General features: G+C 65.3%; 11 protein-coding genes. 7 read left to right on the top strand and 4 right to left on the bottom strand.

The window, feature by feature from the left end; genetic code table 11:
• Positions 1-84 precede the first annotated feature (84 nt).
• Positions 85-1707, top strand: a complete 1623-nt coding sequence (gene mdlC, locus JQ580_RS27390) for a benzoylformate decarboxylase (protein ID WP_212283466.1) — start codon at positions 85-87, stop codon at positions 1705-1707.
• A gap of 125 nt (positions 1708-1832) precedes the next feature.
• On the opposite strand, the gene JQ580_RS27385 is transcribed toward mdlC, so the two are convergent.
• The gene (locus JQ580_RS27385; protein WP_212283464.1) at positions 1833-2627 is read right to left on the bottom strand and encodes an SDR family oxidoreductase; all 795 of its coding nucleotides are present in this window, start codon (positions 2625-2627) and stop codon (positions 1833-1835) included.
• A 59-nt stretch (positions 2628-2686) separates the two neighbouring features.
• On the bottom strand, positions 2687-3382 hold the full coding sequence (gene trhA, locus JQ580_RS27380) for a PAQR family membrane homeostasis protein TrhA (RefSeq protein WP_212283462.1): 696 nt from the start codon (positions 3380-3382) through the stop codon (positions 2687-2689).
• 178 nt (positions 3383-3560) lie between these two features.
• Here trhA and JQ580_RS27375 point away from each other — a divergent pair, with 178 nt between their 5' ends.
• Together JQ580_RS27375 and JQ580_RS27370 are read left to right on the top strand one after the other, a co-directional pair.
• The gene (locus tag JQ580_RS27375) at positions 3561-5030 is read left to right on the top strand and encodes a YcjX family GTP-binding protein (protein WP_212283460.1); all 1470 of its coding nucleotides are present in this window, start codon (positions 3561-3563) and stop codon (positions 5028-5030) included.
• Positions 5027-6055 carry a YcjF family protein gene (locus tag JQ580_RS27370; protein WP_212283458.1) on the top strand — a complete coding sequence of 343 codons (1029 nt, stop codon included), beginning with the start codon at positions 5027-5029 and terminating at the stop codon, positions 6053-6055. Before JQ580_RS27375 ends, JQ580_RS27370 begins: the two co-directional genes overlap by 4 nt.
• A 180-nt stretch (positions 6056-6235) precedes the next feature.
• Here JQ580_RS27370 and JQ580_RS27365 read toward each other — a convergent pair whose 3' ends face one another.
• Complete coding sequence (locus JQ580_RS27365; RefSeq protein WP_212283527.1) at positions 6236-7741, bottom strand: glycosyltransferase family 39 protein; 1506 nt, start codon at positions 7739-7741, stop codon at positions 6236-6238.
• Between the two features lie 392 nt (positions 7742-8133).
• On the opposite strand from JQ580_RS27365, the gene JQ580_RS27360 reads away from it, so the two are divergent.
• The 4 genes from JQ580_RS27360 to JQ580_RS27345 all read left to right on the top strand — a co-directional run bounded on the left by JQ580_RS27360 (position 8134) and on the right by JQ580_RS27345 (position 12133).
• Entirely contained in the window at positions 8134-9867 is a 1734-nt protein-coding gene (locus tag JQ580_RS27360; RefSeq protein WP_212283456.1) for an adenylate/guanylate cyclase domain-containing protein, read from the top strand.
• Positions 9868-10204: 337 nt separating this feature from the next.
• Positions 10205-11404 (top strand): SorA family sulfite dehydrogenase catalytic subunit, encoded by a 1200-nt coding sequence (sorA, locus tag JQ580_RS27355; RefSeq protein ID WP_212283454.1) that lies wholly within the window; start codon positions 10205-10207, stop codon positions 11402-11404.
• A gap of 11 nt (positions 11405-11415) precedes the next feature.
• Positions 11416-11724 (top strand): SorB family sulfite dehydrogenase c-type cytochrome subunit, encoded by a 309-nt coding sequence (gene sorB / locus JQ580_RS27350; RefSeq protein ID WP_212283452.1) that lies wholly within the window; start codon positions 11416-11418, stop codon positions 11722-11724.
• Positions 11725-11932: 208 nt separating this feature from the next.
• Positions 11933-12133 (top strand): cold-shock protein, encoded by a 201-nt coding sequence (locus tag JQ580_RS27345; RefSeq protein ID WP_008134691.1) that lies wholly within the window; start codon positions 11933-11935, stop codon positions 12131-12133.
• A gap of 169 nt (positions 12134-12302) precedes the next feature.
• Here the strand turns inward: JQ580_RS27345 and JQ580_RS27340 are convergent, their stop codons facing one another.
• Positions 12303-12764 carry an Lrp/AsnC ligand binding domain-containing protein gene (locus JQ580_RS27340; protein WP_106948963.1) on the bottom strand — a complete coding sequence of 154 codons (462 nt, stop codon included), beginning with the start codon at positions 12762-12764 and terminating at the stop codon, positions 12303-12305.
• Positions 12765-12815 lie beyond the last annotated feature (51 nt).

The raw sequence follows: 12815 nt of genomic DNA, 5'->3' as shown, positions 1-12815 counted from the left end.
GCAGTCTGATTGCTTGGTCGCTTCGCTCCTTGCAATGACGGCTGGAGCTGGCAGCGCGGCAATCAACAACAGGGAACGGAAACCATGGCCAAGAACGGCAAGAGCGGCAGCAAGTCCGTCACCGTCAAGCAGGCGACGCTCGACCTGATCCGCTCGTTCGGCATCAAAAAGGTATTCGGCAATCCCGGGTCGACCGAGCTGCCGTTCCTCAGCGACTGGCCTGATGACATCGACTACGTGCTGGCGCTGCAGGAAGCCAGTGCCGTCGGCATGGCGGATGGCTACGCCCAGGCGACGCGCAATGCCGGCTTCGTCAATCTGCATTCGGCCGCCGGCGTCGGCAATGCGCTCGGCAACATCTACACCGCGCACCGCAACCAGACGCCGCTCGTGATCACCGCGGGCCAGCAGGCCCGCTCGATCCTGCCGCTGCAAGCGTTCCTCTATGCCGAGCGTGCCTCGGAGTTCCCGCGGCCTTACGTGAAATACAGCGTCGAGCCGGCGCGGCCCGAGGACGTGCCGGCCGCGATCGCGCGCGCCTATTACACCGCGATGCAGCCGCCATGCGGGCCGACCTTCGTGTCGATCCCGGTCGACGATTGGGCGCATGCCTGCGCGCCGGTCGAGGCGCGCAAGGTCAGCCGCGAGATCGGCCCCGAGCTCGATGCGATGAAGGCGCTGGTCGCAGCGCTCGGCTCCGCAAAGCACCCTGCCCTCGTCGTCGGCCCAGGTGTCGACCGTGCCGGTGCGGTCGACCTGATGGTGCGCGTCGCCGAGAAGGCGAAGGCGAGCGTGTGGGTCAGCCCGTTCTCGGCGCGCTGCTCGTTTCCCGAGCGGCATCCGCAATTCGCAGGCTTCCTGCACGCTTCGCCCGCACAACTCTCCGACGCGCTGCGCGAGCACGACCTCGTCGTCGTCATCGGCGCGCCGGTGTTCACCTTCCACGTCGAGGGCCACGCCGCGATCTTCGATGGCGGCGCGACGATCTTCCAGATCACGGACGATCCGGATGCCGCGGCGGTGACGCCGGTCGGCACCAGCATCATCGCCACCATGAAGCCGGCGCTGAGCCTGCTGCTCGACCTGCTGCCGGAGAGCAAGCGCGCCGCGCCAAAGGGCCGCACGCTGCCGCCGGCGCCGCAAGCCGCCGATCCGCTGCCGGTCGAATTCCTGCTGCACGCGCTGTCGCAGGCGATGCCGGATGGCGCCTCGCTGGTCGAAGAAGTGCCCTCGCACCGGCCGGCGATGCAGAAATTCATGCCGATGCGCGGCCAGGACAGCTTCTACACCATGGCGAGCGGCGGCCTCGGCTACTCCCTGCCCGCTGCCGTCGGCATGGCGCTCGGCAAGCCGAAGCAACGCACGGTGTGCCTGATAGGCGACGGCTCGGCGATGTATTCGATCCAGGCGCTGTGGACCGCCGCGCAGCGCAAGCTGCCGCTCACCGTGGTCGTCATCAACAATTCCGGCTACGGCGCGATGCGCTCGTTCAGCCAGGTAATGCAGGTGAGGAACGTACCCGGGCTGGAGCTGCCGGGCATCGATTTCGTCCGGCTCGCCGAAGGCATGGGAAGTCACGCGGTACGGGTCACGAAGGCCGCGGAGTTGGGCGAGGCGCTCGAGCGCGGGATGGCGCATGAGGGCACCAGCCTCGTGGAGGTCGTCGTGGATTCGACGGTGCCGGTGCTGTACGGGCAGAAGCATTGAGGTAGCCCGCATGAAGGCGGGCGATCCAGCACTCCGTGATGTCAGTGATTCAATCGAGAAGCTGCGCGAACTGGATGCCCCGCCTTCGCGGAGCATGACGGCGCCAATCGCAGCAACAGCTCCGACTACTTCCCGAACTCCTCCCGCATCTTGGCCTGGATCTTGGCCATACCGCCAAGCCAGCGGTCGTAATTCTCGGTCTTCTTGCGCATGTAGCCGAGCACCTGGGGATGCGGCAGGATCAGAAAAGTCTCCTGCTCGAGGCCGGCGAGGACGTCTTTCGCGACCTGCTCCGGCGTGAGGTCGCCGTCGCCGGATTGCGGGCCCTTGGGGATCGAGCGCAGCATGTTGGTGTCGACGCCCTGTGGGCAGAGGATCGAGACCTTGATGTTGTCGGCCTTGTGCGAGATCGCGAGATTCTCGGCAAAGCCGACCGCGGCGTGCTTGGTGGTCGAATAAGCGGGGCTGCCGACCTGCGACAACAGGCCCGCGGCCGAGATGGTGTTGAGGAAATAGCCGCCGCCACGCGCCTTCATGCGCGGGATGAGATGCCGCGCGGCATAGACATGGGCCATGACATGGATCGCCCAGCTGCGCTGCCAGGGCTCGTCGGAGGCGCCCCCGGCGTTGACCGACATCGGATCGAAGCCGCCGCCGATGCCCGCGTTGGAGCAGAACAGCCCGATCGGACCGAACTGCCGCTCAGTCTCCTCGATGACATGCGCGATGTCCTTTTCTTGCGCGACGTCGCATTTGAAAGCCGCGCCGTCCACCATGGCCGCAACCGCCCGGGCATTGTCGGCGTCCAAGTCGGCGACGACGACCTTGGCCGCGCCCGCCTTGTGAAACGCCTCGCACAGCGCCTTGCCGATTCCGTTGGCGCCGCCCGTGACGACCACGACCTTGCCGGTCACCTGCATGCGACGTCTCCTCTCGTACCGATTTGGATCGCGCGCTTATTCCGCGCCGCGGATCCTGCTCAGCTCAACATGAGGTCGAGCACCGCGGTATAATGGCATGCCGCGCCGGCCAAGACAAAGCCGTGCCAGATCGCATTCTGGAAACGCAGCCGCCGCCAGGCGTGGAAGATCACGCCAAAGCTGTAGAGCAGTCCGCCCGCAAGGATGAAGCCCAGCACCAGCGCGGGCAGCGCCCTGACCACGGCGTCGTAGAGCATCACGCCGCTCCAGCCCATCGCGAGATAGATGCCGACTGCGACGCGGTCGAACCGGCCGGGATAAAACAGCTTGAGCAAGATGCCGAGGATCGCGACGCACCAGACGCCGGCGAGCAGCACCAGTGCGAATCCGCTGTCCTTCACCTCCAGAATGAACGGCGTATAGGTCGCCGCGATCAGGAGATAGATCGCGGAATGGTCGAACCGCCTCAGCAGCCATTTCGCCGGTGACACCGGCCAGAGGTTATAGGTCGCCGACAGCAGCAGCATCGACAGCAGGCCGACGACATAGATCGAGACGCCGACGATATCGGTGGCGTCGGCATAGACAGCCGTCAGCACCACCAGCACGGTCGCGGCGATGATGCCGGAGAGGACGCCGATCGCGTGGATGATTCCGTCGGCGATGAGCTCGGCGCGGTCGTAGTTCCAGCCCATCGCGTCGGCGGCGGCGTGAACGGAGGTGGATGCGAAGTGTTTCAGTTGGAAGACGGTCATGGCAATCCGCAAGGTGAGGTAAAGCCCTCTTCTATGGGTCTTTCGGGATCGGCGCGTCGTTCAAACGGCTGACTCGCCGGCAAAGAGGGTGGAAGTATGGAGCTTGATTTTCCCAAGGCAATTGCCACTTTTGTGATCGGTCACACAGTCCCTCTTCCCCCGGTCCATTAACGTTCATATGGCATTCAGTTTCCAGGACATGGTCGAAGAAGCGCGGCTGTCCGCGCAGGCGCTGATCGACTATGGCGAGCACTTCTTCAATCCGACGGTGCGGTTAGGCGTTACCGGCTTGTCGCGGGCCGGCAAGACCGTGTTCATCACCGCGCTGATCCACGGTCTCACCCGCGGCGGCCGGTTTCCGGTGTTCGACGCCTATGCCTCGGGCCGGATCGCGCGGGCACATCTGGCGCCGCAGCCTGACGATGCCGTGCCGCGGTTTGCCTATGAGAGCCATTTGCGCGCGCTGGTCGAGGAGCGGCATTGGCCGAGTTCGACCGTCGACATCAGCGAGCTCAGGCTCGTCATCGACTATCAGCGCCCGAACGGCGCCGACCGCACGCTGACGCTCGACATCGTCGACTATCCCGGCGAGTGGCTGCTCGACCTGCCGCTGCTTCAGAAGAGCTTTGAGCAATGGTCGGCGGAGAGCCTCGCGTTATCGCACGAAGCGCCGCGCGCGCATCTCGCGAGCGAATGGCACGCGCATCTCGCAACGCTCGCGCCGGCGGCCCGCGAGGACGAGCAGGCGACGCTGACGGCCGCAAGGCTCTTCACCGATTATTTGCGCGCCTGCCGCGACGAACGCTTCGCGATGAGCCTGCTCCCGCCCGGCCGCTTCCTGATGCCGGGCAATCTCGCGGGCTCGCCTGCGCTGACCTTCGCGCCGCTCGACGTGCCCGTTGGCGGACAGGCACCGGAGGGATCGCTGTGGGCAATGATGGTGCGCCGCTTCGAGGCCTATAAGGACGTCGTGGTGCGGCCGTTCTTCAGGGATCATTTCGCCCGGCTCGATCGCCAGATCGTGCTGGCCGACGCGCTGTCGGCGTTCAACTCCGGCCCCGAGGCGCTGCACGATCTCGAAGCAGCCCTCGCCGGCATTCTCGATTGCTTCAACATCGGCCGCAGCACGATCCTCTCCAGCCTGTTCCGCCCGCGCATCGACCGCATCCTGTTCGCGGCGACCAAGGCGGACCATCTGCATCATTCCAGCCACGACCGGCTCGAGGCTGTGCTGCGCCGCGCCGTCTCCGGCGCCGTTGCGCGCGCGGAAAACACGGGCGCGGCGATCGACGTGGTGGCGCTCGCCGCAGTGCGCGCCACAAGGGAAGCGCAGGTCGCGCACGGCCGTGACAAACTGCCGTCGATCCTGGGAACACCGGCCGCGGGCGAGAGTGCCGGCGGCGAGTTCTTCGACGGCAACACGGAAGTGGCAACCTTTCCGGGCGATTTGCCGTTGAATCCGGAGCCATTGTTCAACGGCAATGCCGCGTTCCGCGGCCTCTCGACGCTGGCCGCGGAGAAAAGCGATTTCCGCTTCCTGCGCTTCCGCCCACCCAAGCTCGAGCGCGAGGGAGCGAACGAGCCGACGCTGCCGCATATCCGCCTCGACCGTGCCTTGCAGTTCCTGATCGGAGACAAGCTCGCATGAACGACCGATCGAAGCCACGGCGGCCGGCGACGTTCCGGCTTGACGATCCCGGCGTAGTCGTCACCGAGGCCGACGAGACGGCCCGGCTCAGCCGCGCCACCATCCAAATCACGCCGGAGCCGGATCCGGCGATGCTGCCGGTGCCGATCGCGGCCGCGCTGCCGGCGCGCCGCGGTTTTCCCTGGGGCACGTTGTTCTGGTCCGGCCTCGGCGGATTGACCCTGCTCGGCGTCGGGCTCGGCGTCGTCCATCTGATCGAGGACCTGTTCGCGCGCAGCGAGACACTCGGCTATGTCGGCCTCGCTTTTGCCGTCGTTACCGCGCTTGCGCTGGCCGTCGTGATCGGACGCGAGGCGTTCGGCCTCGCACGCCTCGCGACGATCGAGAAGCTGCATGAGCGCGCGGCATCCGTGCTTGCCAGCGACGACCGCAGGGAAAGCCGCGTCATCGTGCAGGATCTGCTCAAGATCGCGCACCAGAACCCGCAGCTCGCGCGCGCCCGCGCGGCGTTGGAGAGCCACACCGGCGAGATCATCGACGGCGCCGACATGATCCGCCTCGCCGAGCGCGAGCTGATGTCGCCGCTGGATGCGGAAGCACGGCGGCTGGTGTCGTCGGCCGCGCAAAAAGTTTCGATCGTGACCGCGGTCTCCCCTCGCGCCGCGATCGACGTGCTGTTCGTGCTGGTCGCCGCGCTGCGCCTGATCCGCCAGCTCGCTTTCCTCTATGGCGGCCGCCCCGGCGCGCTCGGCATGATCCGTCTGCTGCGTCACGTTATCGCCCATCTTGCCATTACCGGCGGCATGGCCGCGAGCGACAGCCTGGTGCAGCAGATGCTCGGCCACGGCATCGCGGCAAAGCTGTCGCAGCGGCTCGGTGAAGGCGTGCTGAACGGGTTGCTGACGGCACGGCTGGGCCTCGCCGCGATCGACGTCACGCGCCCGCTGCCGTTCGCGGCGCTGCCGCCGCCGAAGCTGTCGGACCTCGCGACGGATCTGCTGCGGAAGAAGGACGGGGAGGAGTAGCACGGCTCTTATCCTCCCCTGGAGGGGGAGGGTCGGCTCGCATTGAGCACAGCGAAATGTGAGACGGGGTGGGGTGACGGTCTCTCCCCATCCAACGGTGCCCGAGTGGAGAGATCACCCCACCCCGCTCGCGCTGCGCGCGATCGACCCTCCCCCTCCAGGGGAGGGTAAGCAAGGCGACTAGACCCACTCCCGCTTCTCGAATTTCCACGCCAGCACCTTCCACCAAAACAGCGGCGAGTCCTTTGGCGGCGACAGCTCCGGGGTCCAGCCGGTGATCTTCTCGATCACGTAGGTATCCGAGCGAACACCGCGCCAACGGCGTTCGACTTCGCCGAGTTGCTCGCGCTTTGCCGGGATGTTCTCCCACAGCGACGAACGATCGTCCGGCTCGCGCCCGACATAGATGCCGGCGTGGCCCCTGATCCAGTCCATGCCGGGATCGCGGAAATCCTGGAAGCGCCCGCGCTCGTTGATCTCGATGACGGGCACGCGGCCCCTGAACAGCCAGCGCATCATGGCGTAGGTGCGGTAGTCCGTCGTCGCGATCCAGGTCGCGCCTGTTTCGTCGAGCGCGGCTTGCGCGCGTGCGGCGACCTGCTCGTAGCCGGCCTCGGCGCCGATCGGGTCGATCTTGCCCAGGAGATTCCAGGGCGCGGCGACGTAGTAGAGGAACACGATCACGACGAAGGCGATGCCGGAGCCGACCGCCGTCCTCGCCCAGAACAGCGACGAGTTCAGCAACCGGGCCGACCAATCCTCCTTCATCATCGTCGCGAGGTTCACGGCCGTGGCAGCGAAGCCGACGGGCCACATGAACATCGGCCAGGTGTCGCCGACCCGAAGCGTGGTCGACTTCGCGAGGAAGTACAGAAACGGCACCAGCACCGCGGTCGACAGCAGGATCGCCACCGGCTCGCGCGTGCGAGCGCCGCGCCATGCCGTCAGCACCAGCCCGCTCAGCACGACCGGCAATAGGACGAAGCCGACCAGGCCGAACTGCAGGCCGATGAAGTCGCCGAGCGTGCGCAACGAGATGCCGTAATTGGCGGTGGCGCGCACGCCCTGGAAACGGAACGAGGCCCAATCATGCTGCGCGTTCCAGACCAGCACCGGCGAGAACACTGCGATTGCCAACAGCACCGCAAGATAAGGATACGGGCTGCGCAGCCAGCGCCAGCGCCAATCCGGCACCAGCAGAAAGGCGGCAACGGCTGGGGCGAACATGATCGCGGTGAACTTCGACAGCATCGACAGACCGGCGAACAGACCGGCCGCAATCCACCAGCGTCCGTCGCCGCTTTGCGCCAGCCGCACCAACGACCACATCATCGCCATTGCAAACGGGATCATGGCGACATCGGGCGCGACCTTTGCCATCAGCAGGCCGTAATAGAGCGCAGCTTCCGGCATGAGCACGGCGAACACGACCGCGCGCGCATCATGGGTGAGGCGACGAACGATGTCGGCCAGCAGACACTGAGTCACCAGCATCGCGACGATGCCACCGAAGCGAACCCCGAGCGTGGTATCGCCGAAGATCGCGGTGCCGAACCGGATCAGCCAGGCGATAGCAGGGGGATGATCGAGGAAGCTGAGCGCGCCCTCCTTCGACCAGGTCCAGTAATAGGCCTCATCGGTGCGCAGCTCGATCGCGGACGCGTAGACGATGCGCAGCAGCGTCATCGCGGCAATGACGAGCACGGCAACAAGGATGAGACGGCGTTCGGCGCCGTCCGGCTTCGCGGAGATATCGGGAGCGATCGTCACGGCCGCGCTTTTCCCCAACTTGGGAGGGGGAGTCAATGTTGGGGGGGGCCCAACACAGGTGTCGTCCCGGGCAAGCGATGCGCAGACCCGGGACCCTTACCAAAGGGCGGGTTTGGCAAAGATTCGGAGTTGCCAGCCCGCCACAACCAGGCCCTGGGGTATGTGGCCCGGATCGGCGCGCGCCTGCTGGGCGCGCTTGTCCGGGACGACAGCGGCTCCTTGCCGCGCATGTGACCCCGCCAGCTGTCCACGCCGGGAATTAAACGCTACGCTGGCTGTTCTCATGGGTGACCTGATACGAGCGAATCATGGCCAGCGCTCCCGCACAGATGTCCGAACTCGTCCGCGCGACCAGCGTGCGGCAGGTGCGGCTCGTCTGCGGCGTGATCCTGTTCTGTTATGTGATCAGCCATTTCCTCAACCATGCACTCGGCAATATCTCGGTCGAGGCCATGGAGGCCGCGGTCTACTACCATACCCTGTTCTGGCAGTTTCTCCCCGTCGCGATCGTGTTCTACACCGCGGCACTCACCCATATGGGGCTCGGCATCTATGCGCTGTATCAGCGCCGGCAGTTCCGCTGGCGGACGATCGAGCCGCTGCAGCTCGTGCTGGGTCTGAGCATCCCCGCACTGGTGATGGCGCACGTGGTCGGCGTACGGCTCGGCTACACGCTGTACGATCACCAGAAGCTCTATCCGCAGGAGCTCTATCTGTTCTTTGTCGCTGCACCGGCCCGGCTCTGGCAGATGACGATCCTGCTGCTCATTGCCTGGGTCCACGGCTGCATCGGGATTTATTTCTGGCTCCGCCTCAAACCGTTCTTCACGCGCGCCGCACCCTACCTACTCGCCGCCGCGGTGCTGGTCCCGACATTGGCGCTGCTCGGTATCTATCAGGGCGGTCGCAGCGTCGCGATCGAGGCCGATGACGGGGAATGGCGCACCCACAACCTCACGCGACGTCAAGTCGGCACGGTCGCGGAAGGCAACACACTCGATCGCATCAGCGGCGCCTTCACCATCACCTATTTCGGTCTACTGGGACTGGCGCTGGCGGCACGCGGCGTGCGAGCCTGGCGCGAGCGGCGCGGCGGCATGATCGCGCTGTCCTACGGCAACGGCAAGACGGTGCGGGTTCCCAAGGGCCTCTCCGTGCTGGAGGCGAGCCTGCGCCACAATGTACCGCATGCCAGCGTCTGCGGTGGCCGCGCCCGCTGCTCGACCTGCCGCATCCGCATCATCGGCGACCATGACGCCCTGCCCGCACCATCGCAGCGCGAGGCCTTCGTGCTCACCCGTGTCGGCACCGCCGATCCTTCGATCAGGCTGGCCTGCCAGCTGCGGCCGACGTCCGACCTCTCCTTCTTCCAGCTCTTCACGCCTCACACGCATTCGACGGACGGGCACGCCTCGACCCCGGCCAGGATCGGCCAGGAGCGCTATCTCGTCAGCCTGTTCGTGGACATGCGCGGCTCGACCCAACTCGCCGAAAAACGGCTGCCGTTCGACACCGTCTTCATCGTCAACCGTTTCCTCGGCGCGGTCTCGCAGGCCGTGATCGAGAATGGCGGCCAGCCGAACCAGTTCGTCGGCGATGGCATGCTGGCGCTGTTCGGGCTCACGGCCGATCCGCAAACCGCCTGCCGGCAGGCGCTGAAGGCGACCGCCAGCATCGCCACGCATATCGACGAACTGAACCAGCTTCTGAGCCACGATCTGCGCCAGCCGATCCGCTTCGGCATCGGCATTCACGGCGGCGAGGTCATCATCGGCGACATCGGCTACCGCGATCACATCGTCTTCACGGCGCTGGGCGATGCCGTCAACGTCGCCGCCCGCCTCCAGGACATGACCAAGTCTCTGGCCTGCGAGGCGATCGTCTCGGACGAAATCCGCAGCACGGCGGGCCTCGCCGACGATGCGCTCCCGCAACAGGAGGTCGCGATCCGCGGCCGCGACGAGCCGATGGTCGTCCGCATCGTCGCGGATGCGCGGGGGCTGGCGGCGCTCGTCGATCGAAGCGAGCGCGTGGCGGCGTAAGGTAGGTGCGAGCCAAGCGAGAGGTGCGCTCCACCTCCCGCTTGCGGGAAAAGGTTGGAAGAGGGTGTCTCTGCAACGGGACAATCCCCCGGAGAAGAAAGCCCTCACCCGCGCCTTCGGCGCGACCCCTCCCGCGAGCAAGAGAGGTGCAGCGAGCGCGCGGCGAGATCGAATCAAACAACCGCCCCCGTCACCGCGTAACACCGGCCTGCTGCAACGCAGCGGCATGGGCCTGCTGCGAAAGCACGAATTGACTTCGCCTCGCGGGTTGCGACAGATGAGCGCGGGCTCGCGGTGATGACCGCGAACCAACGAAAAGCTCCCGGGAGGGGACCAGATGTTCGATCGACGCGACCTGCTCAAAGGAGCGGGGTTCACCGCACTCGCGGCCACGCTGAATTCCAGCAAGGCGCTGGCACTCGACACCGTCACGCTGCCCTTCGCCAATGGCGAGCGGCCGCTGGTGAAATATCCGCAGAAGCGGCCGATGATCGGCCTCACCAGCCGGCCGCCGCAGCTCGAGACCCCGTTCGCGATCTTCAACGACGGCCCGATCACCCCTAACAATGCGTTCTTTGTGCGCTATCACCTCTCTGACCTCCCCTACAATCTCGATCCCGACAAGTTCACGCTGGAGGTCAAGGGCAAGGTCGACAAGCCGCTGAAGCTGTCGCTGAAGGACATCAGGAAGATGAAGGCGACCGAGATCGTCGCCGTCAACCAGTGCTCCGGCAACAGCCGTGGCTTCTTCGAGCCGCGCGTCGCCGGCGGCCAGCTCGCCAACGGCGCGATGGGTTGCGCGCGCTGGCGCGGCGTGCCGCTGAAGGCCGTGCTTGACATGGCCGGCGTACAGGCCGGCGCCAAGCAGGTCACGTTTGGCGGCATGGACGGGCCAGTCAGCGACAAGACGCCCGATTTCGTCAAGGCGCTCGATCTCGATCACGCCAGTGACGGCGAGGTGATGCTGGCCTATGGCATGAACGGCGAGGATCTGCCGTTCCTCAACGGCTTCCCGCTGCGCCTGATCGTGCCCGGCTATTACGGTACCTACTGGGTCAAGCACCTCAACGAGATCACCGTCGTCGACAACGTCTATGACGGCTTCTGGATGAAGTCGGCCTATCGCATTCCGGACACGCCGAACAATTCGGTCGAGCCCGGCACCGCACCGAAAGCGACGATCCCGATCAACCGCTTCACCATCCGCTCCTTCATCACCAGCGTGCCTGATGGTGCAAAGCTGAAAGCGGGACGCACGACGCTGCGCGGCATCGCCTTCGACGGCGGCAAGGGCATCAAGCAGGTCGAAATCTCCACCGACGGCGGCAAGACCTGGACCAGCGCCAAGCTCGGCAAGGATCTCGGCAAATATTCGTTCCGCGAATGGATGCTGCCGGTGAAGCTCGCTGCCGGCCAGGTCGAATTGAAGGTCCGCGCCACCGGCAATGGCGGCGAGACGCAGCCGGATACGCCGCGCTGGAACCCAGCGGGTTATCTGCGCAACGTCGTCGAAACCGTTCGCGTCACCGTGGCCTGAGGAGAATGACCATGCAGCGCACCGTCTTCCTCGCCATCACGCTTACCCTCGCCATCGGCGTCGCGGCCGTGACCGCGGCGCCCGTCAATTACAAGCTTCCGGACGAGGTCGCGGCTTTCAAGGCCGGGCCCAATCTCGAAACCGTGCAGGGCAATTGCAGCGCCTGCCACTCGGCCGACTACATCAAGACGCAGCCGCCGATGAAGGACAAGAAAAGCTTCTGGCAGGCCGAGGTGACCAAGATGATCAAGGTCTATGGTGCACCGATCGACGATGCCGATGTCGGCAAGATCGTCGATTACCTGGCCGCGACGTATTGACTGACCACGCAAATCGCGCAGGCCAAGTGACCGCGAAACGGGCAAAAACGGTAAAAGCGCCGCGAAGTTGAGCGGAATTCGGCGAAAGGCGGATGTGGTTTGAGCTACCAAGCCAGCCACATTCCGCGTATCCTGTTAGGACCGAACCGGCCGGTTGGCGGGGATTGGCGGTTCGAGATCTCGGAGGAAGACCCGCGGAGAAGTCGTGATGGCTAAAGGTACGGTCAAGTGGTTCAACCCGACGAAGGGTTATGGATTTATCCAGCCTGCGTCGGGCGGCAAGGATGTGTTCGTGCATATCTCGGCAGTGCAGAAAGCCGGTCTGTCGTCCCTGAACGAAGGACAGACGGTGGAATACGAAGAGATCGCAAACCGGGGCAAGACTTCCGCAGAGAACCTCAAAGTATAAGCCCGCCAGCTATTGCTGCCTCCCGGATCGATCCGGGAGCCGGGCCAAGAAAATTTTAGAAGACGGCCAGTGCATTCGACGACAGGCGTTGCGACTGCACACGGAGAGCTATTTCCCGCGAGGACCGCTCGTTCAACGCCCCAGCAATGACAATCGCGACGGCACTTCGTCAGCCCACCGGTAACGGTGCGTCGCGCTTGATCTCCTCCATCACCGCATAGGTCCGCGTCTCGCGCACACCCGGCATCGACAGCAGGGTCTCGCCGAGAAAGCGTCGATACGCCGCCATGTCGGCAAGCCGCGCCTTCACAAGATAGTCGAAACCGCCGGCAACCATGTGACATTCGAGCACTTCAGGCGCGAGTTTCACCGCGCGCGCAAACCGCTCGAAATTGTCCGGCGTGGTCTTGTCGAGCAGCACCTCGACGAACACCAGGAGGCCGAGACCGAGCCGGTGCGGGTTGAGCCGCGCGCCATAGCCTTCGACGAAGCCCTCGCGCTGCAAGCGCTTCAGCCGCTCTCCAATCGAGGTCGGCGACAAGCCGATGCGCTCGGCGAGTTCGACATTGGCGATGCGCCCGTCCTCCTGCAAAATCGAGAGGATCTTCCGGTCGATTCGATCAAGATCCATACTTCATCCGGCCTTACGGCATCATACCTTCATTTTCTAAGGCAAATCGAC

It is taken from the genome of Bradyrhizobium sp. SZCCT0148, assembly GCF_018129985.1.
Classification (GTDB): Bacteria; Pseudomonadota; Alphaproteobacteria; order Rhizobiales; family Xanthobacteraceae; genus Bradyrhizobium; species Bradyrhizobium japonicum_H.
The sequence above is the reverse complement of the archived record's forward strand: the minus strand, read 5'-3'. Positions and strand labels throughout refer to the sequence as shown.